Here is a 26,681-nt window from a genome sequence, read left to right on the forward strand (position 1 = left end):
GCGGGCGCTCGTGCGTGACGGCTCTGGCGCTCGGCGCTCCTGCCGAGGCGCCTGTCAGGCGGGCGGGGCGATGTCCTGCTGGGCGGGCAGCTGGTCCTGGCGGACGATCCCGACGGGGCACGTCATGCCGTTGGGGCCGTGGTTGCAGTAGCCGCCGGGGTTCTTGTGCAGGTATCCCTGGTGGTAGTCCTCGGCGAGGTAGAACGGTCCGGCGTCGTCGGCCGAGCGGATTTCAGTGGTGATCTGCCCGTAGCCGTTGTCGTCGAGCACCTTCTGGAACGCCTCGCGCGTGGCCTCGGCCGCGAGCCGCTGGCCCTCGGTGGTCCAGAAGATGGCCGAGCGGTACGCGGTGCCGATGTCGTTGCCCTGCCGGTTGGCCGTCGTCGGGTCGTGGTTCTCCCAGAACGCCTTGAGCAGCAGCTCCGGCGAGGTCTTCGCCGGGTCGTAGACGACGCGCACGGTCTCGGCGTGCCCGGTCAGGCCGGTGCACGTCTCCTCGTACGTGGGGTTGGGCGTGTAGCCGCCCATGTAGCCGGCGGCCGTGGCGATGACGCCGTCCTGCCGCCAGAAGATCCGCTCGACGCCCCAGAAGCAGCCCATCGCGACGTAGAGCACCTCGGAGCCGGCGGGCCACGGGCCCTCGAGCGGGGTGCCGAGGACGACGTGCGTGGGGTTCACGGCATACGGGCGTTCCGCGCGGCCGGGGAGGGCCTCCTCGCGGCTGGGCATCTGCGACTTCCTACCGAATCCGAACACCATGCCAGTGTCACATCCTTCGTGCTGGGCGGGCTGACGTCCCTTCAACGCACGCGCCCTCCCGGGTATGCCTGGGTCGGCCGACGGGGCGTATGCCGTGTCGCGCGGTCGCGGACAAACCGCTGGCATCGCCAAGGGCCGGCTCGACAGACTCTGCCCCGTGACCGACGACTTCACGATCCGGCCGATCGACGTACTCGACCCCGAGCAGGACGACGCTGCCAGGCAGTGGATCGACGTGCACGCCTCGGTGCAGCGCGAGCTCTTCGCCGAGCGGGGGAGCGCGTGGCCGCTCGAGGAGCTGCAGGCGCTGCACCGGACCGGCACCAAGAAGCGCGTCGACCTCGCGGCGTGGTCGTGCGGCCGCGTCGTCGGGGCCCTGGAGGTCCAGTTGCCGCTTCTCGACAACACCGACGCCGCCATGCTGTGGCTCTCGGTGCGGGCGGAGGCGCGAGGCCGTGGCATCGGGGCCGCGCTGCTCGCGCAGGCAGAGCGGATCGGCGTCGACCACGGTCGGTCCCTCTTTTTCGCCGAGACCGAGTGGGCCGAGGGCGGGCACGACGCCTCGGAGTCGTTCGCGACGGCGCACGGCTTCGTCGTCGGGATGACCGTGGTGCGCAGCGAGATGGCGCTGCCGGCGGACCGCGTCACGCTCGGGTCGCTGGTCTCTGCCCCGGGTGCCGGGGACTACGTGTTCGACGGCTACGTCGACCACATGCCGCAGGCCTGGCTGGCCGACCGTGCGGTGCTGCAGCAGCGCATGAGCACGGACGCCCCGACCGACGGGCTGGCCCTGGAGGAGGAGGCATGGGACGCGGACCGGCTCAGGGAGCAGCAGGAGCGGCTGCTCTCGGCGGGCCGGCGCATCGTCGAGACCGTGGCCCGGCACGAGCCCACGGGCCGCATCGTCGGCTTCACCCAGGTGTCGGTGTCGGCGAGCGAGCCGGCGCTCGGCTACCAGCAGGACACGCTGGTGCTGAGGGAGCACCGCGGCCACGGCCTGGGCCTGCGGCTCAAGGCCGCCAACGCCCTCGCGGTCATGGACGCGCTGCCCGGTGTCACTGCCGTCCGCACCTGGAACGCCGCCTCCAACGAGCACATGCTCGCCGTCAACCGGCGCCTGGGCTACACCACCGACGGCTGGAGCCGCGAGTGGCAGAAGCGCCTGCGTGGCGGGCCGGACGGAACCGGGGAGGCCTGACCGACGTCCTCACCGCGCCGCACCGATCGTCGTTGCGCCGTAAGGGGATCCCATGTCGAAGCCAAGGCTGAAGAAGGTCATCGCGTCCACGGCTTTGGGCCTGGCTCTCGGCGCGTCGGCGCTCACCGGGTGCACCGGCTCGGACGACCCGTCCACGACTGCGTCTGCGACGGGACGGCCGGAGGCGCGCACGGAGGCGCTGTGGGCCGGCCGGACGGCATACGTCGGCGACAACTCGAAGGTCATCGCCCTCGTCGACGCAGCCGGCTTCGGCCCGCGCGGCACCTACAGCCTGAGCCTCTGGACCACCCGCCCGCCGTATGCCGTCACCATCGACCTGCCCCACCCGGCCAAGCCGTTCGAGCAGACCGACTTCAGCGCGGCGGCCACGCTCCTGCTCGGGACGGTGCGCAACCTCGACGTGGTTCACGTCACCTCTCAGGGGAAGACGTACACCCTCACGGCCGGGGAGGCGACGGCCACGCTCGGCCACGACGTCAAGACGCTCGGCACGGACCGGCAGGCGCTCGCAGGCTACGTGCGTTCGATCGAGGACTGACGCCGGGCGACACGCCGGGGAATGAGCCGGGGTGCCCTGCGGTTGGCACCGGGTGGGTCTGCAGCCATTTGGTTATGGCCACCACAACGTGGTGTTATGCGCCCGCTCGACCGATCCCCCAAACCAGGAAGTACAGCCATGCGTTCGAGGTCCGTCCTCACCGTCCTGTTCGCCGCCCTCCTCACTGCGGTCCTCGCCGCGTGCAGCACCACGAGCGGTGGGTCGAGCGGCGGCTCCGACCTCCAGGCCGTCAAGAGCGCCGGTGTGCTGCGCGTCGGGACCGAGGGCACGTACGCGCCGTTCTCGTACCACGACCCCAAGACGAACGCCCTGACCGGCTACGACGTCGAGGTCGCCAAGGCCGTCGCCGACAAGCTCGGCGTCAAGGTCGAGTACGTCGAGACCCCCTGGGACGCGATCTTCGCCGGCCTGACGAGCAAGCGCTTCGACGCCGTGGTCAACCAGGTGACCAAGAACCCTGAGCGTGCCGGGCTCTACGGGCTCAGCTCCACCTACAACTACTCCGAGGGCGTCATCGCGACCCGCGCCGACGACTCCTCGATCACCTCGCTCGCTGCACTCAAGGGCAAGAAGTCCGCGCAGAGCCTCACGAGCAACTGGGCCAAGGTCGCCAAGGACGCCGGCGCCCAGGTCGAGTCGGTGGAGGGCTTCACCCAGGCCATCACCCTGCTCAAGCAGTCGCGCGTCGACGCCACGGTCAACGACAGCCTCGCCGTCCTCGACTACCAGAAGTCCACCGGCGACCAGACCGTGAAGATCGCCGGGAAGACGGGCGACATCTCCGAGCAGGTCGTCGCGACCCGCAAGGGTTCCGACCTCGTCGCGGCGATCGACAAGGCGCTCGGCGAGCTCAAGGCCGACGGCACCCTGAAGAAGCTGTCCGAGAAGTACTTCGGCAGCGACGTCTCCGTGAAGCCGACCGCGTGAGCGGGCGGACGTACCGGACGGCGCACCGGACGGCATACGGCCTCAGGTGGGCGTCGTGAACGAGCAGACGACCCAGCTCATCCTCGACTCGCTGGGGCCGCTGCTGCGGGCCACGGTGACGATGACGATCCCGCTGACGATCATCAGCTTCGTCCTCGGGCTCGTCGTGGCGCTCGCCGTCGCGCTCATGCGGCTGTCCAAGGTGCGCGTCGTGTCGGGCATCGCGCGCTTCTACATCTCGGTGATCCGCGGCACGCCGCTGCTGCTGCAGCTGTTCATCATCTTCTACGGGCTGCCGGCCCTGGGAGTGCAGTTCGACCCCTTCCCGGCTGCGGTGCTCGCCTTCACGCTCAACGTCGGCGGGTACGCCGCCGAGGTCATCCGCTCGGCGATCCTCTCCGTGCCGAAGGGCCAGTGGGAGGCAGCGTCCACCGTCGGGATGGGCTACGCCACGACGCTGCGCCGGGTCGTCCTGCCGCAGGCTGCGCGCACGGCCGTCCCACCGCTGTCCAACACCCTCATCTCGCTCGTGAAGGACACCTCGCTGGCGTCGACGATCCAGGTCACCGAGCTGCTGCGCGTGGCCCAGGAGGCCGCGGCGCCCACGTACCAGTTCTTCGCCCTCTACGGCGTGGCCGCCGTCTACTACTGGGTCGTCTGCCTCGCCCTCTCCTTCGGCCAGTCCCGCATCGAGCACCGACAGAACAGGTATGTCGCCGCATGAGCCAGCTCTCGATCTCCCCTGAGCCGTCGCCCGAGCCGAAGGCGAGCCCGCTCGTCTCCGTGTCCGGTCTCGCGAAGTCGTTCGGGGACCACACGGTGCTGCGCTCGATCGACTTCGACGTGGCACCGGGCAGCGTGACGGTCCTCATCGGCCCCTCCGGCTCCGGCAAGACCACCGTGCTCCGGTCGCTCAACGCCCTCGACGTCGCGGACGCCGGCAGGGTCCGCATCGGTGACGTCGAGGTCGACTTCTCCGACGGTCCCGTCACGAAGAAGCAGATCGCGACGCTGCGGGCCCAGAGCGGCATGGTGTTCCAGGCGCACCACCTGTTCCCGCACCTGACCGTCCTCGAGAACGTCACGTCCGGGCCGGTGCTGGCCCAGCGGCGGAGCCGGGCCGAGGCCGACGCCGAGGGGCGCGAGCTCCTGCGGGTCGTCGGGCTCGGGGACCGGGCCGACGCGTACCCGTACCAGCTCTCCGGGGGCCAGCAGCAGCGCGTCGGCATCGCCCGGGCGCTGGCGGTCCGGCCGAAGCTGATGCTCTTCGACGAGCCCACCTCGGCCCTCGACCCCGAGCTCGTCGGCGAGGTCCTCACGGTCATGAAGGACCTTGCCGCGCAGGGCTGGACGATGGTCGTCGTGACGCACGAGATCCGCTTCGCGCAGCAGGTCGCCGACCAGGTGCTGTTCATGGACGGCGGCGTCGTCGTCGAGCGCGGGACGCCGGAGCAGGTCCTGACCAGGCCCGGCACCGAGCGCGCCCGCCAGTTCCTCCACCGCATCCTCGACCCACTGGACTGAGCCGGGCCCGAGCCGGTCTGCACTATGCGACGCCTCGGGGTGACGTCTCACCACGACGTCGTTGGAGCCCACGACCACGGTGACGAGGGCGGGCCGAGCCACCGAGGGCCGGCCAGAGCGGCCCACGGCCCACGAGGGCTGCCCGGTTGCGAGACTCCCACCACACGGCAGACGGCTCGAGCTGCTCCTGCACCGCGCGGACGCCGGGGAAGGCCGCGGACAGGGCCGACAGCCCCCGTCCGCGAGGGTGCTCGCTGTGGTCGCCGCAGTCGAAGCCGGGAGGCGCGAGGGCAGCGTCTGAGAGCCTGGCCGGAGTCGCCTGGGGTGGGACGTGCTCGACCCCAGGGAATAGGGTCGTGGTCATGTCTGAAGAGCACGGTTTCTCCACGCGCGCCATCCACGCCGGCCAAGAGGCCGACGCGTCGACCGGTGCGGTCGTCACGCCGATCTACCAGGTGTCGACCTACAAGCAGGACGGCATCGGCGGGTTCCGGGGCGGCTACGAGTACAGCCGCTCGGCCAACCCCACGCGCACCGCGCTGGAGGAGTGCATCGCCTCCCTCGAGGGCGGCAGCCGCGGCTTCGCCTTCGCCTCCGGCCTCGCCGGCCAGGACACGGTGGCCCGGGCGCTGCTCGTCCCCGGCGACCACGTGGTCGTCCCCAACGACGCCTACGGCGGCACGTACCGCTACTTCAACAAGGTCGCCAAGCCGCAGGGCATCGAGCACTCCATCGCCGACATGGGCGACGTCGAGGCGGTCCGCGCGGTCGTCCGGCCCGGGCAGACGAAGATGGTCTGGGTCGAGACGCCGACCAACCCGCTGCTCGGCATCGCCGACATCGCGGCGCTCGCCACGCTGGCGCACGAGGCCGGTGCCCTCCTCGTCGTCGACAACACCTTCGCGACCTCCTACCTGCAGAGCCCGCTGGCGCTCGGCGCCGACATCGTGACGCAGTCGACGACGAAGTACTCCGGCGGGCACAGCGACGTCGTCGGCGGCGCCGTCGTCACCGCGCGGGAGATCCGGGTCAAGGGCTACGAGGATGCGGAGGACCGGATCGCTTTCTCCCAGAACAGCATCGGCGGCGTCGCCGGGCCCTTCGACTCCTGGCTGACGCTGCGGGGGCTCAAGACCCTGGCCATCCGCATGGAGCGCCACTGCGACAACGCGGAGAAGGTCGTCGAGTTCCTCCAGGGCCACGACGCGGTCTCGCACGTGCTCTACCCGGGGCTGCCGACGCACCACAACCACGACGTCGCCGCGCGCCAGATGAAGCGCTTCGGGGGCATGGTGAGCTTCCGGATGCGCCGCGGCGAGGACGCCGCCGTCAAGGCGTGCGCGGCCGTGAGCCTCTGGACGCTCGGGGAGTCCCTCGGCGGCGTCGAGTCGCTCATCGAGCACCCCGGCCGGATGACGCACGCGAGCGTCGCCGGCACCGAGCTCGAGGTCCCGTCCGACCTGATCCGCCTCTCGGTGGGCATCGAGGACGCCGACGACCTCATCGCCGACCTGCGCGAGGCGCTCGACATCCACGGCTGAGTCCGAGGACGACCGGGCACCCGCCGCGCATGACGATCCTCACCGTCGACTTCGGGTCGACCTTCACCAAGGGCGCCCTGCTCGGCGACGACGGCACGGTGCTCGCCACCGGCTCCACGCCGACCACCGGCACCGGGCCCCGCAGCGGCGCGGGGCGCCGTGCGGCGGTCGGGGACATCCTCGACGGCTACCGCTCGCTCCGCGCGCAGCTGGCCGTCCCGGACGACGCGACGGTGCGGGCCTGCTCGAGCGCGGGCGGTGGCCTGCGCCTGGCAGTCGTCGGCTACGAGCGCACCGTGACGGCCGAGGCCGGCCACCGGGTCGGTCTCTCGGCCGGCGCGAAGGTGGTGCACGTCGCGGCGGGCGAGCTCACGGCGGGCGACGCCGCGGCCGTGCGGGGAGCCCGTCCCGACATCGTCCTGCTCGTCGGCGGCACCGACGGCGGCAACCGCGACGTCCTGCTGCACAACGCCGGGCGTTTGGCCCGGGCCGAGATCGGCGGCAGTGGCGCGCACGCCGTGCCGGTCGTCGTCGCCGGCAACGTCGAGGCCCGGCAGGAGGCTGCTGCACTCCTGGCGACGACCGGGCGACCCACCGTGCTGGCCGACAACGTGCTGCCGCAGATCGGCGTCATCGCGCCCGATTCCGCGCGAGCCGCGATCCGCGAGGCGTTCCTGCACCACGTCATCGGCGGCAAGGGGCTCTCCCAGGACCCGGCGTTCGCCGCCATGGTCGAGGCCGCGACCCCCGACGCGGTGCTGCGAGGCGTCGAGGTGCTCGCCTCGGTCGCCGGCGGTGGTGACGTGCTCGTCGTCGACATCGGCGGCGCGACGACCGACGTCTACTCGTGCCTGACTCCGGAGGGCGAGGACGCCTCGCTGCGCAAGGACGTCGTCGCCCCGCTCTGGCACGCCCGCACGGTCGAGGGCGACCTCGGGATGCGCTGGAACGCCCAGCACGTCGTCGAGGCGGCCGCGGCCGAGCACCTCCTCGACACCGTGGCAGACCGCGCCGCCGTCACCGCGTATGCCGCCCGCGTCCACGAGCAGCCCGGCTCGCTCCCGGCCGACGACAGGGAGCGGGGCCTGGACCTCGAGCTGGCCCGGCTCGCGGCCCTCGTCGCGGTGCGCCGCCACGCCCGCCCGTCCCAGCCGTCCGAGTCGCCCCGACCGCTGGCCAACGTGACGGCCCTCGTCGGGTCCGGGGGAGTGCTGCGCCACGCCGACGCGGCCGGTCGCGACCACGTGCTCGGGGCGGTCCTCGCAGACCACGCGGGAGGGTGGAAGGTGCCGCGCGCTGCCCACGCGAGGGTCGACACGGCATACCTGCTCTTCGCGGTGGGTCTGCTCGCCGCCGACCCCGAGACCGCCGGCATCGCCCCCACCCTCGCCACCCACCTGCTCTAAACCGTCGAAAGGCCACGACTGGCCGGGTGGGACCCGTCGAAAGGCCACGTGTGGCCGGGTGGGACCTGTCGAAAGGCCACGTATGGCCGGGTGGGACCCGTCGAAAGGCCACGATGTGCCGGCTCGTCCACACCCTGCCGAGTGGGCGGCCCCGCGTCCACAGGTATGCCGGGGCACCTGTCGCCGCCCGCGAGATCACCCGATCGTCCGTTCATGGACCCAGCACCCTTGCCCGAAGATCTGGCAACCCGCCCATTCACCGCTGCAGCGGCCCTCGCCCGAGGTGTCACCCGAAGGCGTCTGCGCGCCCAAGACCTCTGGACCCCGACGCGCGGTGTCCGGACCGTCGAGCTGCCGACCACCGTCCTCGAACGCGCGCGCGCCTTCGCCGCGGTGGCTCCGACCGAGTTCGCGTTCTCCCACGTCACCGCGGCACAGCTGCTCGGCATTCCGCTGCCGTATGCCGTGGAGGACGACTGCCTGGTGCACATCGTCTCGCCCACGGCAGCCAACCGGATGCGGCGACCGGAGGTCCGCGGGCACCGAGGTCTCGAGGGCAGGGAGGTCGTCGAGGTGGACGGCCTGCCGGTCGTGTCGCCGGCCGACACCTGGGCTGACCTCGGCGAGTTCGTCGGACCGGGCCGACCGGTGGGTCTCGACGACCTGATCGCTGCAGGGGACGCGGTGGCCAACCTCGTCGGTGGGACCTGGCCGCTGCGACGCGCTGTGGAGCGGCGCGTCAGACCCCGGGGGAAGGTGACGCTCACCTACGCCATCCCACGGATCAGGCTCGGTGCCTGGTCGGCCATGGAGACTCGTAGCCGGCTGATGGTCGTGCGAGCGGGCCTGCCCGAACCGCAGCACAACATCGACGTCGTCAGCCACGCGGGTCGTTGGCTCGGCTGTGGGGATCTGGTGTGGGAGGAGCAGCGGGTGGTCGGCGAGTACCAGGGCGCCGAGTTCCACACCCGGCTCAAGGACCGTGCCCGAGACGGAGTCCGGCGCGATGGCATCGAGCGTGGTGACTGGACCGTGGTCGAGATCGTCGCTGCTGACGTGTTCGACCGCCAGTGCCGGGCCGCGAAGCTGCGTGAGCTCGCCGGACATCTCGGCGTCAGCGCGCATCTGCTCGACGTGCTGGCGGCCGACCCGCAGTTCCTGGCGCCGGCCCAGTTCGCGCGGCCGCGGCGCCGGAGGGCGTAATGCACAACGCGTGGCCACTCGACCGTTTCCACCCGGCCAGTCGTGGCCTTTCGACGGCTTCCACCCGGCCAGTCGTGGCCTTTCGACGGTTGAGGGAGGGGGCGGGGGACGATGCGGGACGGGCCGGCTCCGCCCGCTCTGTCGCGGGGGAGCCGGCCCGTTCGTGAGGCCCGGGCTGCGGTCAGCCGGTGTACGGCTTGGCGGCGAGGATCTTGACCTCGACCGTCTTGCCGTTGGGAGCCTCGTAGCTCGTCTTGTCGCCGACGCTCTTGCCGTTGATGGCAGCGCCCATGGCGGACTTCTCGGAGAAGACCTGCAGGTCGGAGCCGTCGGCGATCTCGCGGTTGCCGAGCAGGAAGGTCTCCTCGTCGCCGAACATCTCGACCGTCACGAGCATGCCCGGCTCGACGACTCCGTCGTCGGCAGGCGTCTCACCGATCGTCGCGTTCTGGAGCAGCTCGGTCAGCTGGCGGATGCGGGCCTCCATCTTGCCCTGCTCCTCGCGGGCGGCGTGGTAGCCGCCGTTCTCCTTGAGGTCGCCCTCCTCACGGGCTTCCTCGATCTTGCGCGCGATCTCGAGGCGACCTTCGCCCGTCAGCTGGTCGAGTTCCGCCTTGAGGCGGTCATGGGCCTCCTGGGTCAGGAAGCCAGCGGCAGTCTCGGTCACGGTTGTCACTCCTCGGATGAACAGCGCCCACGCGGTGCTCCGCGTGGGCGCCTGCACAAAAAGAAGGGCCCGAACGGCGGTGTCGACAACTGCGAATGCCGGTCGGCGACGGGTCCGGACCCTGGATGAAGAACTCAGGATAACAAAGTGAGGGCTCGGTGCGCAGGTGAAGACGGATCGCGTATGCCGTGCCGCGAGGGAGCACGCGCTCCCCGGCGGGTGCCTGGCCGGCTCAGGAGCAGCGCTTGACCTGGCCCGTGACGGCGCGCGAGGTCGTGCGGAGCATCGCCGACTGCGTGGTGGTCTCGTCGGCGCTCGCCGGGACCTTGACGGTGGTGGTGCCGACCGGCGAGAAGTCGATGGCCAGCGCCTCGATCGTGCAGGTCAGCGCCGTGCCGCCCGGGCGGTAGACCTGGAAGTCGACCCGAACCTGCTGGTCGCTGACCACCTTGTAGCCGAGCGTCTGCCAGGACGGCTGCCCGAGCGTGGCCGACAGGCCCAGCCAGACCACCAGCGCGACGCCGGCGAGGATGCCCACCGTGCCGATGACCCACCACTTGAGCTGGCCGGGAGCGGGGCGGGGCAGGGTCGGGCGGGACGGCATACGTAGGTCCTGGCGGTTCGAGCCCGCGCGGAAACGGGCGCGGGGGAGTGAGAGGATGGCTGACGGGTCAAGTCTCTCCCATGGCGGCGCCATGGTGAGCAGCGGCCCGGGCGTCGTGCGGCATCGGCGAACGACGAGCCGCCCGCGCCCCACCCACCAGACGACTTGAGGACAAGCAGGGAGCCACGTGGCCGAGGGCATGCGTTTGATGGCGGTGCACGCGCACCCCGACGACGAGTCGAGCAAGGGGGCCGCGACGACGGCCAAGTACGTCGCCGAGGGAGCGTCCGTGATGGTCGTCTCGTGCACGGGTGGCGAGCGCGGCGACATCCTCAACGAGAAGCTCAAGGACGACCCGCACATCCTGCGCGACATCGCGCAGGTGCGGCGCGACGAGATGAAGGCGGCGCAGGAGGTGCTCGGCTGCGAGCACACGTGGCTGGGCTTCGTCGACTCGGGCCTGCCCGAGGGGGACCCGCTGCCGCCGCTGCCGGAGGGCTGCTTCGCGCTGGAGGACCTCGAGGTGACCACCGAGGCGCTCGTCCGCGTCATCCGCACGTGGCGCCCGCACGTCATGACGACCTACGACGAGAAGGGTGGCTACCCGCACCCGGACCACATCATGTGCCACCGGGTCGCGATGGCTGCGTTCGAGGCGGCCGGTGACCCGAGCCGCTACCCCCACGCCGGCGAGCCGTGGCAGCCGCTGAAGATCTACTACAACGGCGGATGGTCCAAGCCGCGCCTCGAGGCGATCCACGAGGCCATGCTCGCCGAGGGGCTCGAGAGCCCGTATGCCGAGTGGCTGGCCAACTGGAAGCCGCGCCGATCCGGCCGTCCCACCACGATGATCGCGTGCGCCGACTACTTCGAGACCCGTGACCGCGCCCTCATCGCGCACGCGACGCAGGTCGACCCCGACGGGTTCTGGTTCCAGGTGCCCCTCGAGATCCAGAAGCGGGTGTGGGGCGTCGAGGAGTTCGAGGCGGCCCTGTCGTACGTCCCGATCGCCGAGGGTGAGGACGACCTCTTCGCCGGCCTCGGCACCCCCGAGGAGGCCGACGCCCTGGCGACGCGGCCCGGCCTCGAGGTCGTCCACGACGGCCGCATCACCGAGGAGGCCGAGCAGGAGGCCCGCGAGCAGGCCGAGGAGGAGTCCGAGCGACGGGCCCGCCACCTGCACGGCGACAGCTCCGACACCCACGTCGACGAGCCGGAGGCTGCGGCCGACGGCGCGCCGGGAGCCGTGCCGGAAGCCGAGGCCCGGACCGACGCCGAGACCAAGACGGAGACCGAGACCGAGACCGAGAAGGCCGAGCTCTGATGGGCGGCAGCGGCAACCTCCCGGTCGGCCCCGGCATCTGGGGCTTCATCGCCTTCTTCGTCCTCGCGGTCGCCCTGTGGTTCCTCGTGCGCAACATGAACAGCCGGCTGCGTCGCATGGCCTACCGCGACCGCGACGAGGCAGACCAGCTGCACACCGACGAGGGCTCCGACGAGCGCTCGGTGGACGGCTCCGACGGCACCGACGGCACCGACGGCACCGACGGCCCCGGGATCGGCGACGGCGCAACGGGCACCCACACACCCGGCACCCACGCGAACGACCGCCCCGGCGAGGGCGGCCCCGGCGGCGCCGCGCCGCGGTCCTGAACCCGGCCTGACGGCATACCCCGACCGGACGACGTGTGACGGCGCATGACGAACGCCCCGGCAGCTGCCGGGGCCGTTCGGGCGTCTCCGGGACCGCGGTCCTCGACGGTCAGGCGATGGCGCGGGTCCCGAGAACGGCCAGCGCCACGGCCGTGAAGTGCGTGAGGAAGCCGCCGAGCGTGAAGGCGTGGAAGACCTCGTGGAAGCCGAACCAGCGCGGCCACGGGTTGGGCCTCTTCGTGCCGTAGACGATGCCGCCGGCTGTGTAGAGCAGGCCGCCGAGCCCGATGAGGGAGCCGATGACCGGGCCGCCCTCACGCCAGAACGGCACGACGTAGAAGACGGCCGTCCAGCCCAGCACGAGGTATAGGGCGGTGTAGAGCCAGCGCGGCGCCCCGACCCAGAAGATGCGGAAGAGCACACCGGCGAGCGCGCCGCCCCAGATCAGGGTGAGGAGCAGCCGGGCCTGGTCGGTCGGGAGCAGGGTGACGGCGAAGGGCGTGTAGGTGCCGGCGATGATGAGGTAGATGTTCGAGTGGTCGAAGCGCTTGAGCAGCCCCGACATCCTCGGGCCCCACGTGCCGCGGTGGTAGACGGCGGAGACGCCGAAGAGCAGCGCCGCGCTGGTCATGAAGACGAGGGTGGCGGTGCGCACGGCGCCGGGCCGGGCGACGAGGACGAGGGCGAGGCCGCCGAGCAGGGCGATCGGGAACATGCCCAGGTGCAGCCAGCCGCGCAGCCGTGGCTTGACGATCGCGACGAGGTCGGCGACCGCCCCAGTCGAGGACTCCTCGGCAGTGGGCTCGGGTGCTTGGCTCATGCCGCGAGTGTAACCTACGGGACCGTAAGTTACGGATGCGTAAGTTGTCCTCGTCCAGGACTTCACGGGGCATTCACACAACCTGCTCGACACCTCCAGCCCGCCTCGACGGGCCCCCCGCGCCCGGGGGGTACGGTGGGACGGCGCCCCGCTCGGGGGGTGTGCAACCGCTGACCTGCACGGTCCGGCACCGACCCACACGGCCAGTGCGGAACCGGCGGGTCGAGTCGACGAGGAGGCCCCGTGGGGTGGCGCGATGTGGTCTACGGCGCATACGAGCGTCGAGTCCTCAAGGACCTCCCCAAGGAGGCGCTCCCTCGCCACGTCGCCGTCATGCTCGACGGCAACCGGCGCTGGGCCCGTGCTCGTGGCGCCGGCACGGCGAGCGGGCACCAGGCCGGCGCCGACAAGATCGAGGACCTGCTCGAGTGGTGCCGCGAGGCGGGGGTCGAGTACGTCACCCTCTGGCTGCTCTCGACCGACAACCTGCGCCGCCCCGAGGAGGAGCTCGCGCCCCTGCTCAAGATCATCGAGTCGGCCGTCGCCGACCTCGCCGAGTCAGGCCACTGGCACCTGCGGATCGTCGGGGCCCTCGACCTGCTGCCGCCCGACACCGCCGAGAGCCTGCGCGCCTCGGCCGAGCGGAGCAAGGACGTCGTGGGGATGACCGTCAACGTCGCGGTCGGCTACGGCGGGCGGCGCGAGATCGCCGACGCCGTACGTGACCTGCTCCTGGCCCGGGCCTCCGCGGGCGAGTCGATCGAGCAGATCGCCGCCGAGCTCACGGTCGACGACATCGCCGAGCACCTCTACACCAAGGGCCAGCCCGACCCCGACCTCGTCATCCGCACCTCGGGCGAGCAGCGGCTCGGCGGCTTCCTGCTCTGGCAGAGCGCCACCTCCGAGTTCTACTTCTGCGAGGCGTACTGGCCGGACTTCCGTCACGTGGACTTCCTGCGCGCACTGCGGGCGTATGCCGGTCGCCACCGTCGCTTCGGGGGCTGAGCGGGCGGTCGGTCGAGGCTCGGGCGGGCGGTGGGGAGTGCTCCCCATTGTCCCGCTCGCGCCCGTTGCGTAGGTTTCGGACGTCGGTCCACCACAGGGGAGAGAGCATGGCGATCTACAAGAAGGGCGCGGATCCCGTGGCCCTGCGCGCATCTGCCGAGCGGCTGAGCGGCCACGCCCGCGACTGCGAGGGCGTCAAGGCCGAGGCCGGCCGGGCCGTGCAGGCCCTGCGCGGGCAGTGGGGCGGCGCGGACCTCGACCACCTGATGGAGCGGTGGCCGCCGGTGGAGGCACAGCTGACCCAGTTCGGGTCCGACCTCGAAGCGCTGGCCGAGGCCTTGCGCCGCAACGCCGGCGCCCAGGACTCCGCGAGCGGTCAGGGCGGTGCGACGGGCCCGCTCGGCGCCCCGGGACTGCCCGGTGCCCCCTGGAGCCCGTTCGGCCCCGGTGCCGACGGCACCCCGAACGGCACCGCGAACGGCTCGGGCGGAGCGGGGGGTCCGGACGGTCTCTCGCCGCTGGACGGTGTCGCCAACGCCCTGACGATCTTCGGCCTGCCGAGCCTGCTCGCGCAGACGGCGGCCTACGGCTCGATCTACTCGCGGACCCAGGGAGCGCTCCTCAGCGGGCGCTACCTCGCGAACGTCACCGAGATGGCGCGAGCAGGCGACAGCATGCTCGACCTCTTCCCCGGCGCCTCACGCTTCGCGGCGGGCGCCAACCTGTTCGCAGGCGCCTGGGACATGAAGGGCCTGTCGGGGCTCTTCGCGCAGGGCAGCAGGGCCGGCTCGGCCGTCGGCGAGTACGGCGTGCTCGGACCGGTCGGCATCGGGCTGAGCGCTGCCCAGCTCGGGGTGTCCATCGCCAAGGGCGACACCGCGGGCATCATCGAGAACGGTCTCGGTACCGGCCTGGCCGCAGGCGCGGTCTTCGCGCCCCCGCCGATCGACATCGCCTGCGGTGTCGCAGGGCTGGGGCTCGCCGCCTACCAGAACATCCCCGCGGTGCACGATGCGGTGAACGCCGTCGGCGAGGGCGTCGCCGACGTCGCCGAGGGGATCGGCGACGCGGCCTCGGACGCGTGGGACTCGGTGACGAGCATCTTCTGACGGCGAGGCGAGGCTGCCCCGCCCCGCCCCCGCCCCGCCCCGCTGCGCGCCGGCGCACGACCGCCCGGTGAGCGACCTCCGCCCCGACACGACAGGATGGGCCACGTGCCACAGGGACCGACGAAGGAGCACCTCGATGTCCATCTCCACTGATCCGCTGGCCGGTTCCGACCTGGCTCGCGTGCCGCTGCCCGACGACGTCTACGGCTTCGGCTGGGCCGAGATCCGTTACCTGCTGGGCCGGCACGCCACCGACAGCTCACGGATGTCGGTCGCGTCGCTCGGGTTCGACGCCGCGCCCACCGACGAGGTTGTGGGCGCGGCGGCGGTGGCCTCCCTCCTGGCCCGTGGCCTCGCGCACCCGCAGGGCGACCGGGCCGTGAGCCGCGGCGAGGCGGCCGTGCTGGAGACGGTCTTCGCCCGGGGGAGGCGCTGGAGCGGTATCAGCGTGCGCGACGGCGACACCGGCGACCTCATCGTCGTCATCGAGGACGGCGACATCGTCGCGCTGCTACAGCCCCGCAGCCTCGGCACCTGGTTCGTGGGTCTCAGCAACGCCGTCGACCGGCCTGCCGAGGTGCTGGCTCGCGCGCTCGAGCAGCTCCGCAGCGCGCACGGCACCGGCCGGTTCGCCATCGAGACCCGCACGCTCGAGGGAAGCGTCGGAGCCCGCTACTTCCGGGCCGACGGTGCCGGCTGGACGGTCTCGGACACGATCGACGGGGAGCAGCGCCCGGTCGCCGGCGAGACCCTGGCCCGCGAGCTCGAGCAGCTGCTGCCGGGGGCGCCCGCATGAGCGTTCCCACGCCGCCCGCCGGACGTCCGACGACCCTGGGGCCGGACCAGACCGACCCGCCGCCGTACGCGTGGCTCGACGACCCGGCCCGGCCCCTCGGTCCCGTCGGCATCGGCACGACCGTCGTGCTCGGCTCGCTCCTCGGGGGGATCGGCCTCTTCGGCCTGGCCTACGGCCTGTTCGGGGGTGACCAGGCGCGGGCGGCCCGGCTGGGCGTCGGCATCGCGTTCGTGCTGATCGGTGCCGTCGTCGTGCGCATGGGACTGGCGCGCCGCGCGTGGCGGCGGCGCCACCCCGGCATCGACCCGCTGGCGGCGGCGGTGGGCTCCGGCGCCAACGTCGGCAGCGCGTTCGGGAACGGCTCGGCCGCGGCCCGCTTCGGCCGCTGGCTCCTCGTGGCCGTGTGCGCGCTCGTGACCGTCGTCATGGTGCTGGCCCTCCGGCGCGCCGTCACGGGTGAGACGCCCACGAGCGCCGGTGGTGTGGTCGTGATCGCGCTGCTGGGCCTCTTCGCCGCCGTCGTCGGGGCCATGGCCGCCGGCCGCACCCGTCGACCGGGTCGCTGAGCTGCAGCGGCTGGACGCCGGTGCGACACGTGGACCGGACACGCGTCAATCCTGCGCACCGTCGGTGGTGAGTCGTACCGTCGTCTCAGCGAAGGACACCCGTCCCTCGCTGCCAGGAGGCCCACCCATGGAGCTATCGCTCAGGACGGAGGGCCGGGCACCACGCCACCCTCTGGTGGCCGCCCGGCACCTCGGGAGCGACTAGGCGCGCAGCGCGCGCCGCGTAGGGAGTGGCACATGGCACGTACGACCCGTCAGGTCACGTCGGACCCCGCCAGCACGACCACCAAGCCGGCCGCGGCCTCCACACGCGCCACCGCAGACAGCACGACGCCCGCCACGCGCACGACGGCACGCGCGCGTGAGCCCGAGCACAAGACGTACGTCCTCGACACCTCCGTCCTCCTCTCCGACCCGCGCGCGATGCTGCGTTTCGCCGAGCACGAGGTCGTGCTCCCGGTCGTCGTCGTCACCGAGCTGGAGGGAAAGCGCCACCACCCGGAGCTCGGCTACTTCGCCCGGCAGGCGCTGCGGCTGCTCGACGACCTGCGGGTCAGCGAGGGCCGGCTCGACCAGCCCGTCCCCGTCGGGACCGACGGCGGCACGCTGCGGGTCGAGCTGAACCACACCGATCCCTCCTCGCTGCCGGCCGGTTTCCGTCTCGGCGACAACGACACCCGCATCCTGGCCGTGGCCCGCAACCTCGCCAACGAGGGCGCGGACGTCACGATCGTCTCCAAGGACCTGCCGATGCGCGTCAAGGCCTCGGCCTGCGGTCTCGAGGCGGAGGAGTACCGCCACGAGCAGGGCGTCGACACCGGCTGGACCGGCCTGGCCGAGCTCGAGCTGGCGGCCGAGGAGCTGGACCAGCTCTACGACCGAGGGCGCATCGAGCACGCCGGCGCGGCCGAGCTGCCGTGCCACACCGGTCTCGTCCTGCTCTCGCCGCGGGGAAGCGGTCTGGGGCGGGTCGGCGCCGACAAGCAGATCCGGCTGGTGCGCGGCGACCGTGACGCCTTCGGCCTGCACGGCCGCAGCGCCGAGCAGCGCATCGCCCTCGACCTGCTCCTCGACCCCGACGTGGGCATCGTCAGCCTCGGAGGTCGTGCGGGCACCGGCAAGTCGGCCCTCGCCCTGTGCGCCGGCCTCGAGTCGGTGATGGAGCGGCGCATCCAGCGCAAGGTCCTCGTCTTCCGACCCCTCTTCGCCGTCGGCGGCCAGGAGCTCGGCTACCTGCCCGGCACCGAGCAGGAGAAGATGAACCCGTGGGGACAGGCGGTCTTCGACACCCTCAGCGCGCTGGTCTCCACCGAGGTCGTCGAGGAGGTCATGGACCGGGGCCTGCTCGAGGTGCTGCCGCTGACCCACATCCGCGGCCGGTCCCTGCACGACGCCTTCGTCATCGTCGACGAGGCGCAGTCGCTCGAGCGCAACGTGCTCCTGACCGTCCTGAGCCGCATCGGCCAGAACAGCAAGGTGGTCCTCACCCACGACGTCGCCCAGCGCGACAACCTGCGGGTGGGGCGGCACGACGGGGTGGCCGCCGTCATCGAGAAGCTCAAGGGCCACCCGCTCTTCGCGCACGTGACCCTGACCCGCAGCGAGCGCAGCCCCATCGCGGCCCTGGTCACCGACCTGCTCGAGGGCATCGAGATGTGACCTGCACCTCGCCCCGGTCGTGACAGGCGGCGGTCCCCGGCTCGGCCCGGGGGCCGCCGCTGCCGTTACCCGAAGGTAGGCTCAGCCCGCTCTGCGCCACGCGCACCTGTGGACGCCGATTTGCCCCTTCCCGCATTCGATGGCACCGTGTGTCGCTGGGAGATCTCGGAACGGTAACGCTCGACTGGGGTGCGAGCGCGACCGCGACGGTCTCCCGAAACACGTCCGGCGCGGCCGGCGACGGGCCACCGCCCGCGTCCTCCCGCGCGCCGGACCCCCTAGACCCAAGGAAGGCGTGAGCTCTGTTCATGGCACGGTATGAAGGCCGGCACCGCAGCGCACCGGTCCCCTCGACCGCTCCCCGCTCCAACCGCGCAACCCCCGCGGCTCGATCCGGCAGGGGCCACGGACAGGCAGCACAGGCGACGAGCGGCGCAGGCAGCGTCCGGCACGGCCGGTCGACCCCCCGCAAGCGACACTTCGGACGGCCGATCCTCGCCGGCGCTCTGGCCCTCGGCCTCGGCGCCTCCGGCTTCGCCTACGCCAAGGCCAACGACCTGATCGGCGCCGACACGGCAGCCTTCGTCGTCGGCAACGGCGTCGTCGCGCAGACCGACGAGTTGGCCCGCGCGTCCACCGTCGACACCACCTATCGCGCCGCCGCCTCCGTCTCCCGCAACGAGCGCCGCACCGCGATCGCCGCGACGGGTTCGCGCACCGCCAAGGAGCTCGAGGCCAAGCAGAAGCTCGCGGCCGCGCAGCAGGCCGAGAAGGCCCGGGCGGCCGCCGAGAAGGCGGCCCGCGACCAGGCCCGCCAGCGCGTCATCGACAACGCCAAGAACGACCCGCAGTCGGCCGCGCGGATCCTGATGGCCGACCACGGCTGGTCGAGCGACGCGCAGTACAACTGCCTCGTCAACCTGTGGAACGGCGAGAGCGACTGGCGCTGGTCCGCCACCAACGCGAGCTCCGGTGCCTACGGCATCCCGCAGTCCCTGCCGGCGAGCAAGATGGCCCAGTTCGGTGCCGACTACCGCACCAACCCGCTGACCCAGATCAAGTGGGGCCTCTGGTACATCGAGATGTCCTACGGCAACCCGTGCAACGCCTGGTCCACGTGGCAGGCGCGCTCGCCGCACTGGTACTGACCGACACCGACGCCGACACCGACGCCGACACCGACGCCGTATGCCGTGTGGCCGGCTCCGCTGGGAGCCGGCCACACGGCATACGCACGTCCTAGATCTTGCGCAGGCGCACGCGGCGGACCGCGTGGTTCTCGCCCTTGGAGAGCACCAGGGTGGCGCGCGAGCGCGTCGGCAGGATGTTCTCGACGAGGTTGGGGCCGTTGATCTCGCGCCAGATCCGGTTGGCGGTCGCGACGGCCTCCTCGTCGGACAGGGCGGCATACCGGTGGAAGTACGAGTCCGGGTCCGAGAACGCCGTCTCGCGCAGGCGCAGGAACCGCTCGACGTACCACTTGCGCACGTCGTCGACCCACGCGTCGACGTAGACGGAGAAGTCGAAGAAGTCGCTCACGGCGAGGCCGGTGCCGCGCACCGGGTGGTTCTCCGGCGCCTGGAGCACGTTGAGGCCCTCGACGATCAGCACGTCGGGCTGGCGCACGACGATGCGCTCGCCCGGGACGATGTCGTAGGACAGGTGCGAGTAGACGGGTGCGCTCACCTCGGCCCGACCGGACTTGATCTCGGCCACGAAGCGCAGCAGCGCCCGGCGGTCGTAGGACTCCGGGAAACCCTTGCGGTGCAGCAGCCCGCGGGCCTCGAGCTCGGCGTTGGGCAGCAGGAAGCCGTCGGTCGTCACGAGGGCCACCCGGGGCGTGTCGGGCCAGCGCGCCAGCATCTCGCGCAGCACGCGCGCGGTCGTCGACTTGCCGACGGCCACCGAGCCGGCCACGCCGATGACGAACGGCGTGCGGGCCGGGCGCTCACCGAGGAAGTCGCTCGTCACCTGGTGCAGCTGGCGGGTGGCGCCGACGTAGAAGTTCAGCAGGCGCGACAGCGGCAGGTAGACCTCCTCGACCTCCTGCAGGTCCACCGGGTCGCCGAGGCCGCGCAGGCGCGTCAGGTCGGCGTCGTCGAGGTTGAGGGGGTGGTTCTCGCGCAACCGGGACCACGCGGCCCGGTCGAGCTCGATGTAGGGGGACGGGATGACGGTGCCGTTGCTGCCGTTGGTGACATCGACGCCGCTCCCGCCGGTTCCGGTGGATGGCTCCGACACGTGCGCCATTGTTGCGGACGGCGCCACCGTGCGTGGCGTTGACCCCGCGCGCGTTCCCTTAGGCTGCTCTCCATGTGCGGAATCGTTGGATACGTCGGACGCTCGAGTGACGCCACGGCGCTGGACGTCGTCATGGAGGGCCTGGCCCGTCTCGAGTACCGCGGCTACGACTCTGCGGGGGTGGCGCTCCTCGACGGCGACCACGTCGAGACCCGCAAGAAGTCCGGCAAGCTCGCCAACCTCGTCGCGGAGCTCGAGGCCGACCCGATGCCCCCGTCGACGACCGGCATCGGGCACACCCGCTGGGCCACGCACGGCGGGCCCACCGACCAGAACGCCCACCCCCACCGGGGCGGTCGCGACGGCAAGCTCGCGCTCATCCACAACGGCATCATCGAGAACTTCCACGCCCTCAAGCAGGGCCTGCTGGCCGACGGGGTCGAGTTCGCCAGCGAGACCGACACCGAGGTCGTGGCCCACCTCGTCGCCGCGGCGTACGACCGCGAGCACGACCTGACCGCCGCCATGCGCACGGTCGTCGCCGAGCTCGAGGGCGCCTTCACCCTCCTGGCCATCCACGCCGACCAGCCGGGCGTCGTCGTGGGCGCGCGTCGCAACAGCCCGCTCGTCGTCGGCCTGGGTGACGACGCGAACTACCTCGGCTCCGACGTCGCCGCCTTCATCGGCCACACCCGCCACGCGCTCGAGCTCGCGCAGGACCAGATCGTCACCATCACGCCCGACGGCGCCACCGTCGTGGGCTTCGACGGCACGCCCGCCGAGGGCAAGGCGTACGAGGTCACGTGGGACGCCGCGGCAGCCGAGAAGGGTGGCTACGCGACCTTCATGGAGAAGGAGATCCACGACCAGCCCCATGCGGTGGCCGACACCCTGCTCGGCCGCACCGACGCCGACGGCCGGCTCGTCCTCGACGAGATGAGCATCTCCGAGGAGCAGCTCAAGGCCGTCGACCGCATCACGATCGTCGCCTGCGGCACGGCCGCGTACGCCGGCATGGTCGCCAAGTACGCCATCGAGCACTGGACGCGGATCCCCGTCGAGGTCGCGCTGGCGCACGAGTTCCGCTACTGCGACCCCATCGTCAACGAGCGCACCCTCGTGGTCTCGATCAGCCAGTCGGGGGAGACGATGGACACCCTCATGGCCGTCAAGCACGCCCGCGAGCTCGGCGCGATCACGGTGTCGGTGTGCAACACCCACGGCTCGACGATCCCGCGCGAGTCCGACGCCGTGCTCTACACGCACGCCGGACCCGAGATCGCCGTCGCCTCGACCAAGGCCTTCCTCGCCCAGATCACCGCCTGCTACGTCCTGGGGCTCTACCTGGCGCAGCTGCGCGGCGGCTCGTTCGCCGACGACGCGCAGTCGGTCATGAAGGAGCTGAGCGAGGTCCCGGCCAAGATCGAGACGCTGCTGGGCCGGATGGGCCGCGTCCAGGAGATCGCCAAGTTCATGGCCGACACCCGCTCGGTGCTCTTCCTCGGCCGGCACGTCGGCTACCCGATCGCGATGGAGGGCGCCCTCAAGCTCAAGGAGCTCGCCTACATCCACGCCGAGGGCTTCGCGGCCGGTGAGCTCAAGCACGGCCCCATCGCGCTCATCGAGCCCGGGCAGCCCGTCTTCGTCGTCGTGCCGTCGCCGACGAGCGAGCACGGCCTCCACGGCAAGGTCGTCTCCAACATCCAGGAGATCCGTGCCCGCGGGGCCCGCACGCTCGTCATCGCCGAGGAGGGGGACGAGGCGGTCGAGCCGTTCGCCGACGAGGTGATCCGGGTGCCCGCGACGTCCCCCCTGCTCGCGCCGCTGCTCACGGTCGTGCCGCTGCAGGTGTTCGCGCTGTGGCTGTCCACGGCCAAGGGCCTCGACGTCGACCAGCCGCGCAACCTCGCCAAGTCGGTCACGGTCGAGTGACGTGATCGTCGGGGTCGGGATCGACGTCGTCGACATCGCACGCTTCGAGGGCACCCTCGAGCGCACCCCGGCGCTGCGCGAACGACTCTTCACGCCCGAGGAGCGATCGCTCGGTATCGCCTCGCTCGCCGCACGGTTCGCGGCCAAGGAGGCGCTCGCCAAGGCTCTCGGGGCCCCGGTGGGCCTGCACTGGACCGATGCGCGCGTCGTGACGAACGACGACGGACGGCCCTTCCTCGAGATCGGGGGGACCGTCCAGGCCCGGGCCAACGACCTGGGCGTCGACTCGCTGCACCTGTCCCTGTCCCACGACGCCGGTGTGGCGTCGGCCGTCGTCATCGCGGAGGGCTGATGATCCGGGCACATTCCGTCGAGGCCGTACGCGCCGCCGAGGCCGCTGCCATGGCCCGGCTCCCCGAGGGCGAGCTGATGTCGCGGGCCGCGCACGGACTCGCCGAGGTCGCCGCCGCCCGGCTCGCCGACGTGGAGGGCACCACGGTCGTCGGCCTCGTCGGGGCGGGCGACAACGGCGGCGACACGCTGTATGCCGTCGCGCAGCTCGCCGAGTCCGGCTTCGCCTCCGCGGCGGTGCTCGTCCCGTCCGCGGGCCGTTCGGGCGTCCACGCGGCCGGGTTGCGCGCCGCCGAGTCCGCAGGCGCGCTGGTGCACGTGGCCGCGGAAGACCCTGAGGACGCGGTGGAGGCGGTTGCCGAGGCCGCCCTGGTGCTCGACGGCATCGTCGGCATCGGCGGACGACCCGGGCTGCGCCCGGAGGCGGCCCGACTCGTCGACGCGATCGACGACGACGCCTGGGTCATCGCCGTCGACCTGGCCAGCGGTCTCGACCCCGCCGGCGAGTCCGGCGAGGACGACGCGGTCTGGGCCGACGAGACCGTCACCTTCGGCACCCCGAAGCCGGTGCACCTGCTGCCGGCCGGCGAGGCCGCCACGGGCCGGCTCACGGTCGTGGACATCGGCATCGAGGTCGACGACGTCCCGGCTGCCGTCGAGCGGTTGACGTGGGACGACGTCACGACGCTGTGGCCCGTGCCCGGCCGCGGCGACGACAAGTACTCCCGCGGCGTTCTCGGCGTCGTCGCCGGCAGCGAGGCCTACCCGGGCGCAGCCGTGCTGTGCACGACGGCCGCTGCCGAAGCCGGCGTGGGGATGCTGCGCTACGTCGGCACGCCGACGCCCGTGGGCCTGGTCCACCAGGCGGTGCCCGAGGCGGTCGTGGGGGAGGGTCGCGTGCAGGCCTGGGTCGTCGGCCCCGGGCTCGACACCGACGCCGACGACGAGCGCGCCCGCGAGCAGCTCGACGCCGCGCGTGCCGCCCTCGGCAGCGACCTGCCGGTCGTCGTGGACGCCGGCGGCCTCGCGCTGGTCGAGGGCCGGCGCGGTGCGCCGACGGTCCTGACCCCGCACGCCGGCGAGCTGGCCCGGCTGCTGACCCGCCTCGAGGGCCGGTCCGCGGGGACGGACGACGGGACCCAGGGCGGTTCCGGGGCCACAGCAGACCGTGACCGCGGCGAACGTCCCGTCACCGGTCCCGCGCGCGGTGCGGAAACCACCGCCGACGACGTCAAGGCAGACCCGCTGGGCCACGCCCGCCGGCTCGCAGCCTTGACCGGCGCCACCGTCCTGCTCAAGGGCGCCACGACCCTCGTCGTCACCGAGGGCGAGCCCGTCCGCTCGCAGGCCGACGCCCCGTCGTGGCTCGCCACCGCCGGCGCCGGCGACGTGCTCTCCGGCGTGATCGGCGCGCTGCTCGCCTCGGGCCTCGCACCGCACGACGCCGCGTCGCTCGGGGCTCTCGTGCACGGGGTCGCTGCTGACCGCGCCTCGGGCGGGGGCCCGCTGCGGGCGCTCGCGGTGGCCCACGGCCTACGCCCGACGGTGCGCGACCTGCTGGCCAGGGGACGGTCCGCTCCGGGCTGAGCCGGCCGCGGCCTCTCGGCTGCCGAGCCCCGTTCCCGGACCACCCCGACGAACTGCGAGACTGCACGCATGAGCCAGATCGACGTCCCCGACGCCGGACCGGCGGCCACGCCTGCCACCGCCCCCGCCACGGTCCGCGACGAGCCGGAGACCCGGGGCCTGACCGTGTGGGCCGAGATCGACCTGGCCGCGGTCGAGCACAACGTGCGCACCCTGCGGGCGCTGGCCCCCTCGTCGGAGCTCATGGCGGTCGTCAAGGCCGACGCCTACGGGCACGGCCTGCTGCCGGTGGCTCGCGCCGCGCTGCGTGGCGGCGCCACCTGGCTCGGGACGGCACAGTTCGCCGAGGCGTTCGCGCTGCGGGACGCCGGCATCGCGACGCGCCTGCTGACCTGGCTCAGCGTCCCCGGATCGGACTTCGCCGGTGCCGTCTCCCGCGACATCGACCTGTCCGCCTCGGCGCCGTGGGTCCTCGACGAGATCGCCGCGGCCGCGGCTGCCGTGGGCCGCACCGCGCGGGTGCACCTCAAGGTCGACACCGGGCTCGGCCGCGGCGGCGCCTACGGCGCGGACTGGTCGGTGCTCGTCCAGCATGCCCGTGTCCTGGAGGCCGAGGGCGTCGTCCGCGTCGTCGGCGCCTGGACGCACTTCGCGCACGCCGACTCGCCCGAGCACCCCACCGTGCTGGCCCAGCAGGACCGCTTCTTCGAGGCCGTCGCCGAGGCCGAGCGCGCCGGGCTGCGCCTCGAGGTGCGCCACCTCGCCAACTCGGCGGCCACGCTCGTGCACCCGTCCGCCCATGCCGACCTCGTGCGGCCCGGCATCGCCATCTACGGCCTGACGCCGGTCCCGCAGGTCGACGACGACTTCGGGCTGCGACCGGCCATGACGCTCCGGGCCCGGCTGGCCCTGGTCAAGGCACTGCCCGCGGGGCAGGGCATCAGCTACGGCCACGCGTACGCGCCGACGGTCGACACGGTCGTGGGCCTCGTGCCCGCCGGGTACGCCGACGGCGTGCCCCGCAACGCCAGCAACGTCGGCCCCGTGCTCGCCGAGGGTCGCCGCACGACCATCGCCGGCCGGGTCTGCATGGACCAGTTCGTCCTCGACCTCGGCCCCGGGTCCCGGGCCCGCGCCGGCGACATCGTGACCCTCTTCGGCGGCGCGCCCGGCGAGCCCACCGCGCAGGACTGGGCCGACGCCACCGACACCATCAGCTACGAGATCGTCACCCGGCTGGGGGCGCGGGTGCCGAGGCTCTACGTCGGCGGGCCGGAGGGCGGGGCATGAGCCCGCGCCGCAACCCGGTCCTCGGCATCGCCGCTGCCTCACTGGGCGTTGCCGCCGGCGTCGCTGCCGGCATCGCCGCCGACCGCGCGGGCAAGCACCGCGCCGCGATGGCGGCTCTCGAGACCCCGGAGCTGCTCGACATCACCCCGGACGAGGAGCACGTCGTCGTGACCGACGACGGCGTCACCATCCACGTCGAGGTCGACCTGCCCGAGCCGGACGCCGCGCGCGCGGCCGCCGAGGGTGCCACGCGCAACGGCCGCGCGGAGGAGCTGCCGACCGTCGTCCTGACGCACGGCTACTGCCTGAGCCTGCGCTGCTGGGTCTACCAGCGTCGCGCCCTCAAGGCCGCCGGCTACCGAGTCGTCAGCTGGGACCAGCGCGGCCACGGACGCTCCGGCCGCGGCGAGAAGGACAGCTACACGATCGAGCGGCTCGGCGAGGACCTGCACCAGGTGATCGCGCAGCTGGTGCCAGAGGGCGACATCGTGCTCGTCGGCCACTCGATGGGTGGCATGACGATGCTCGCCCTGGGCGAGCAGCACCGCCAGCTCGTCGTCGACCGTGTCGTCGGCGCAGGGTTCATCGCCACGAGCGCCGGCGGCCTCATGCTCGCCAACGGCGGCCGGGTCGCGACCTTCGGCCGCCTGATGCTCGAGCGGCTGGGCCCCGGTGTCCTCGCCTCCCTCGCCCAGCGCCCCGAGCTCGTCACGAGGGTCCGCCGGGTCGCCCGCGACCTCGAGCACTTCATGGTCGAGCAGAACTCGTTCGCCTCGCCGGTGCCGCGCTCGGTGGTGCGCTACACCGCCGACATCCTGCTGAGCACCCCACTGGACGTCGTCAACGACTACCTCCGCACCTTCGACGGCTTCGACAAGCGGCCGGCGCTCTCGGAGTTCCAGCACGCCGTCGTGCTCGTCTTCAACGGCCGCGAGGACATCCTCACCCCGCCCGCGCACAGCGAGCTCATCGTCGAGGGCATCCCCGGCGCCGAGCACATCGTCGTCAACGACGCCGGCCACGTGATCATGCTCGAGCACCCCGACCTGCTGGGCGCCCACCTCGTCCAGCTCGTCGACCAGTCGGCCCGGGCCCGTGCCCAGCAGGTCGACGTGGCCAAGCAGCCGCGGGTGCGCCGCGTCGTCACCGACGTGTCGAAGAACCGTCGCCTCAAGCGCCTCGAGAAGGAGGCCGCCGAGCTCGCCCGGGCGCGACGCGGCAGGCGAGGCCGCCCGCGGTCGAGCCGCCGCAAGGGAGCGTGAC

General features: G+C 72.5%; 26 protein-coding genes. 21 read left to right on the plus strand and 5 right to left on the minus strand.

Going from position 1 to position 26,681, the window contains the following annotated elements; translation table 11 throughout:
* Nucleotides 1–54 precede the first annotated feature (54 nt).
* Entirely contained in the window at nt 55–729 is a 675-nt protein-coding gene (gene msrA, locus ABD241_RS00505; RefSeq protein WP_344057326.1) for a peptide-methionine (S)-S-oxide reductase MsrA, read from the minus strand.
* 187 nt (nt 730–916) lie between these two features.
* On the opposite strand from msrA, the gene ABD241_RS00510 reads away from it, so the two are divergent.
* The 8 genes from ABD241_RS00510 to ABD241_RS00545 all read left to right on the plus strand — a co-directional run bounded on the left by ABD241_RS00510 (nt 917) and on the right by ABD241_RS00545 (nt 9,138).
* On the plus strand, nt 917–1,957 hold the full coding sequence (locus ABD241_RS00510) for a GNAT family N-acetyltransferase (RefSeq protein ID WP_344057328.1): 1,041 nt from the start codon (nt 917–919) through the stop codon (nt 1,955–1,957).
* A gap of 52 nt (nt 1,958–2,009) precedes the next feature.
* A complete protein-coding gene (locus ABD241_RS00515; RefSeq protein ID WP_344057330.1) occupies nt 2,010–2,516 on the plus strand; it encodes a DUF4825 domain-containing protein in 507 nt (168 codons plus the stop codon).
* Nucleotides 2,517–2,654: 138 nt separating this feature from the next.
* Entirely contained in the window at nt 2,655–3,464 is an 810-nt protein-coding gene (locus tag ABD241_RS00520; protein WP_344057332.1) for an amino acid ABC transporter substrate-binding protein, read from the plus strand.
* Between the two features lie 55 nt (nt 3,465–3,519).
* Nucleotides 3,520–4,188, plus strand: a complete 669-nt coding sequence (locus ABD241_RS00525) for an ABC transporter permease subunit (protein ID WP_142220388.1) — start codon at nt 3,520–3,522, stop codon at nt 4,186–4,188.
* A complete protein-coding gene (locus ABD241_RS00530) occupies nt 4,185–4,988 on the plus strand; it encodes an amino acid ABC transporter ATP-binding protein (protein WP_344057336.1) in 804 nt (267 codons plus the stop codon). The genes ABD241_RS00525 and ABD241_RS00530 overlap by 4 nt, the downstream gene beginning before the upstream one ends.
* 362 nt (nt 4,989–5,350) lie before the next feature.
* Nucleotides 5,351–6,529, plus strand: a complete 1,179-nt coding sequence (locus ABD241_RS00535; protein ID WP_344057338.1) for a cystathionine gamma-synthase — start codon at nt 5,351–5,353, stop codon at nt 6,527–6,529.
* A gap of 29 nt (nt 6,530–6,558) precedes the next feature.
* Complete coding sequence (locus ABD241_RS00540) at nt 6,559–7,935, plus strand: glutamate mutase L (RefSeq protein WP_344057340.1); 1,377 nt, start codon at nt 6,559–6,561, stop codon at nt 7,933–7,935.
* Between the two features lie 213 nt (nt 7,936–8,148).
* Complete coding sequence (locus ABD241_RS00545; RefSeq protein WP_344057342.1) at nt 8,149–9,138, plus strand: hypothetical protein; 990 nt, start codon at nt 8,149–8,151, stop codon at nt 9,136–9,138.
* Between the two features lie 181 nt (nt 9,139–9,319).
* Here ABD241_RS00545 and greA read toward each other — a convergent pair whose 3' ends face one another.
* Together greA and ABD241_RS00555 are read right to left on the minus strand one after the other, a co-directional pair.
* Nucleotides 9,320–9,805, minus strand: coding sequence for a transcription elongation factor GreA (gene greA / locus ABD241_RS00550; RefSeq protein ID WP_344057344.1), 486 nt, complete (start codon nt 9,803–9,805; stop codon nt 9,320–9,322).
* A gap of 232 nt (nt 9,806–10,037) precedes the next feature.
* Nucleotides 10,038–10,409 (minus strand): DUF4307 domain-containing protein, encoded by a 372-nt coding sequence (locus tag ABD241_RS00555; RefSeq protein ID WP_142183052.1) that lies wholly within the window; start codon nt 10,407–10,409, stop codon nt 10,038–10,040.
* Between the two features lie 187 nt (nt 10,410–10,596).
* Here ABD241_RS00555 and mca point away from each other — a divergent pair, with 187 nt between their 5' ends.
* Together mca and ABD241_RS00565 are read left to right on the plus strand one after the other, a co-directional pair.
* Nucleotides 10,597–11,733, plus strand: a complete 1,137-nt coding sequence (mca, locus tag ABD241_RS00560; protein WP_344057349.1) for a mycothiol conjugate amidase Mca — start codon at nt 10,597–10,599, stop codon at nt 11,731–11,733.
* Entirely contained in the window at nt 11,733–12,062 is a 330-nt protein-coding gene (locus ABD241_RS00565; protein ID WP_344057351.1) for a hypothetical protein, read from the plus strand. The genes mca and ABD241_RS00565 overlap by 1 nt, the downstream gene beginning before the upstream one ends.
* A 109-nt stretch (nt 12,063–12,171) precedes the next feature.
* Here ABD241_RS00565 and trhA read toward each other — a convergent pair whose 3' ends face one another.
* Nucleotides 12,172–12,882, minus strand: coding sequence for a PAQR family membrane homeostasis protein TrhA (gene trhA / locus ABD241_RS00570; RefSeq protein WP_344057353.1), 711 nt, complete (start codon nt 12,880–12,882; stop codon nt 12,172–12,174).
* Between the two features lie 243 nt (nt 12,883–13,125).
* On the opposite strand from trhA, the gene ABD241_RS00575 reads away from it, so the two are divergent.
* From ABD241_RS00575 to ABD241_RS00600, 6 genes are all read left to right on the plus strand, one after another.
* A complete protein-coding gene (locus ABD241_RS00575) occupies nt 13,126–13,887 on the plus strand; it encodes an isoprenyl transferase (protein ID WP_344057355.1) in 762 nt (253 codons plus the stop codon).
* A gap of 107 nt (nt 13,888–13,994) precedes the next feature.
* On the plus strand, nt 13,995–14,996 hold the full coding sequence (locus ABD241_RS00580) for a WXG100 family type VII secretion target (protein ID WP_344057357.1): 1,002 nt from the start codon (nt 13,995–13,997) through the stop codon (nt 14,994–14,996).
* A gap of 136 nt (nt 14,997–15,132) precedes the next feature.
* Complete coding sequence (locus ABD241_RS00585; protein WP_344057360.1) at nt 15,133–15,792, plus strand: hypothetical protein; 660 nt, start codon at nt 15,133–15,135, stop codon at nt 15,790–15,792.
* On the plus strand, nt 15,789–16,358 hold the full coding sequence (locus ABD241_RS00590) for a hypothetical protein (RefSeq protein ID WP_344057362.1): 570 nt from the start codon (nt 15,789–15,791) through the stop codon (nt 16,356–16,358). Before ABD241_RS00585 ends, ABD241_RS00590 begins: the two co-directional genes overlap by 4 nt.
* A 423-nt stretch (nt 16,359–16,781) precedes the next feature.
* Nucleotides 16,782–18,017, plus strand: coding sequence for an RNA 5'-3' helicase PhoH2 (gene phoH2 / locus ABD241_RS00595; RefSeq protein ID WP_425580643.1), 1,236 nt, complete (start codon nt 16,782–16,784; stop codon nt 18,015–18,017).
* A gap of 308 nt (nt 18,018–18,325) precedes the next feature.
* Nucleotides 18,326–19,165: an aggregation-promoting factor C-terminal-like domain-containing protein gene (locus ABD241_RS00600; protein WP_344057366.1), complete on the plus strand. Its 840-nt coding sequence runs from the start codon at nt 18,326–18,328 to the stop codon at nt 19,163–19,165.
* A gap of 91 nt (nt 19,166–19,256) precedes the next feature.
* Here the strand turns inward: ABD241_RS00600 and coaA are convergent, their stop codons facing one another.
* Nucleotides 19,257–20,267 carry a type I pantothenate kinase gene (gene coaA / locus ABD241_RS00605; RefSeq protein WP_344057367.1) on the minus strand — a complete coding sequence of 337 codons (1,011 nt, stop codon included), beginning with the start codon at nt 20,265–20,267 and terminating at the stop codon, nt 19,257–19,259.
* Between the two features lie 63 nt (nt 20,268–20,330).
* Between coaA and glmS the strand changes: the two genes are divergently transcribed.
* From glmS to ABD241_RS00630, 5 genes are all read left to right on the plus strand, one after another.
* Nucleotides 20,331–22,190: a glutamine--fructose-6-phosphate transaminase (isomerizing) gene (gene glmS, locus ABD241_RS00610; RefSeq protein WP_344057369.1), complete on the plus strand. Its 1,860-nt coding sequence runs from the start codon at nt 20,331–20,333 to the stop codon at nt 22,188–22,190.
* 1 nt (nt 22,191) lies between these two features.
* Entirely contained in the window at nt 22,192–22,542 is a 351-nt protein-coding gene (locus ABD241_RS00615) for a holo-ACP synthase (protein WP_142183075.1), read from the plus strand.
* Complete coding sequence (locus ABD241_RS00620) at nt 22,542–24,128, plus strand: bifunctional ADP-dependent NAD(P)H-hydrate dehydratase/NAD(P)H-hydrate epimerase (protein ID WP_344057373.1); 1,587 nt, start codon at nt 22,542–22,544, stop codon at nt 24,126–24,128. The genes ABD241_RS00615 and ABD241_RS00620 overlap by 1 nt, the downstream gene beginning before the upstream one ends.
* 69 nt (nt 24,129–24,197) lie before the next feature.
* The gene (alr, locus tag ABD241_RS00625) at nt 24,198–25,418 is read left to right on the plus strand and encodes an alanine racemase (protein ID WP_344057375.1); all 1,221 of its coding nucleotides are present in this window, start codon (nt 24,198–24,200) and stop codon (nt 25,416–25,418) included.
* Nucleotides 25,415–26,680 carry an alpha/beta fold hydrolase gene (locus ABD241_RS00630; RefSeq protein WP_344057377.1) on the plus strand — a complete coding sequence of 422 codons (1,266 nt, stop codon included), beginning with the start codon at nt 25,415–25,417 and terminating at the stop codon, nt 26,678–26,680. The genes alr and ABD241_RS00630 overlap by 4 nt, the downstream gene beginning before the upstream one ends.
* The last annotated feature ends 1 nt before the right edge of the window (nt 26,681 follow it).

The sequence above is a fragment of the Terrabacter lapilli genome, assembly GCF_039531305.1.
GTDB lineage: Bacteria > Actinomycetota > Actinomycetes > Actinomycetales > Dermatophilaceae > Terrabacter > Terrabacter lapilli.

Excerpts from the sequence above, each read along its gene's own strand:
- msrA (WP_344057326.1), bottom strand. The coding sequence starts at position 729 with ATGCCCAGCCGCGAGGAGGCCCTCCCCGGCCGCGCGGAACGCCCGTAT.
- ABD241_RS00515 (WP_344057330.1), top strand. The coding sequence starts at position 2,010 with ATGTCGAAGCCAAGGCTGAAGAAGGTCATCGCGTCCACGGCTTTGGGC.
- ABD241_RS00520 (WP_344057332.1), top strand. The coding sequence starts at position 2,655 with ATGCGTTCGAGGTCCGTCCTCACCGTCCTGTTCGCCGCCCTCCTCACT.
- ABD241_RS00530 (WP_344057336.1), top strand. The coding sequence starts at position 4,185 with ATGAGCCAGCTCTCGATCTCCCCTGAGCCGTCGCCCGAGCCGAAGGCG.
- ABD241_RS00535 (WP_344057338.1), top strand. The coding sequence starts at position 5,351 with ATGTCTGAAGAGCACGGTTTCTCCACGCGCGCCATCCACGCCGGCCAA.
- ABD241_RS00540 (WP_344057340.1), top strand. The coding sequence starts at position 6,559 with ATGACGATCCTCACCGTCGACTTCGGGTCGACCTTCACCAAGGGCGCC.
- ABD241_RS00545 (WP_344057342.1), top strand. The coding sequence starts at position 8,149 with ATGGACCCAGCACCCTTGCCCGAAGATCTGGCAACCCGCCCATTCACC.
- ABD241_RS00555 (WP_142183052.1), bottom strand. The coding sequence starts at position 10,409 with ATGCCGTCCCGCCCGACCCTGCCCCGCCCCGCTCCCGGCCAGCTCAAG.
- ABD241_RS00565 (WP_344057351.1), top strand. The coding sequence starts at position 11,733 with ATGGGCGGCAGCGGCAACCTCCCGGTCGGCCCCGGCATCTGGGGCTTC.
- trhA (WP_344057353.1), bottom strand. The coding sequence starts at position 12,882 with ATGAGCCAAGCACCCGAGCCCACTGCCGAGGAGTCCTCGACTGGGGCG.
- ABD241_RS00580 (WP_344057357.1), top strand. The coding sequence starts at position 13,995 with ATGGCGATCTACAAGAAGGGCGCGGATCCCGTGGCCCTGCGCGCATCT.
- ABD241_RS00585 (WP_344057360.1), top strand. The coding sequence starts at position 15,133 with ATGTCCATCTCCACTGATCCGCTGGCCGGTTCCGACCTGGCTCGCGTG.
- ABD241_RS00590 (WP_344057362.1), top strand. The coding sequence starts at position 15,789 with ATGAGCGTTCCCACGCCGCCCGCCGGACGTCCGACGACCCTGGGGCCG.
- phoH2 (WP_425580643.1), top strand. The coding sequence starts at position 16,782 with ATGCTGCGTTTCGCCGAGCACGAGGTCGTGCTCCCGGTCGTCGTCGTC.
- ABD241_RS00600 (WP_344057366.1), top strand. The coding sequence starts at position 18,326 with ATGGCACGGTATGAAGGCCGGCACCGCAGCGCACCGGTCCCCTCGACC.
- coaA (WP_344057367.1), bottom strand. The coding sequence starts at position 20,267 with ATGGCGCACGTGTCGGAGCCATCCACCGGAACCGGCGGGAGCGGCGTC.
- glmS (WP_344057369.1), top strand. The coding sequence starts at position 20,331 with ATGTGCGGAATCGTTGGATACGTCGGACGCTCGAGTGACGCCACGGCG.
- ABD241_RS00620 (WP_344057373.1), top strand. The coding sequence starts at position 22,542 with ATGATCCGGGCACATTCCGTCGAGGCCGTACGCGCCGCCGAGGCCGCT.
- alr (WP_344057375.1), top strand. The coding sequence starts at position 24,198 with ATGAGCCAGATCGACGTCCCCGACGCCGGACCGGCGGCCACGCCTGCC.
- ABD241_RS00630 (WP_344057377.1), top strand. The coding sequence starts at position 25,415 with ATGAGCCCGCGCCGCAACCCGGTCCTCGGCATCGCCGCTGCCTCACTG.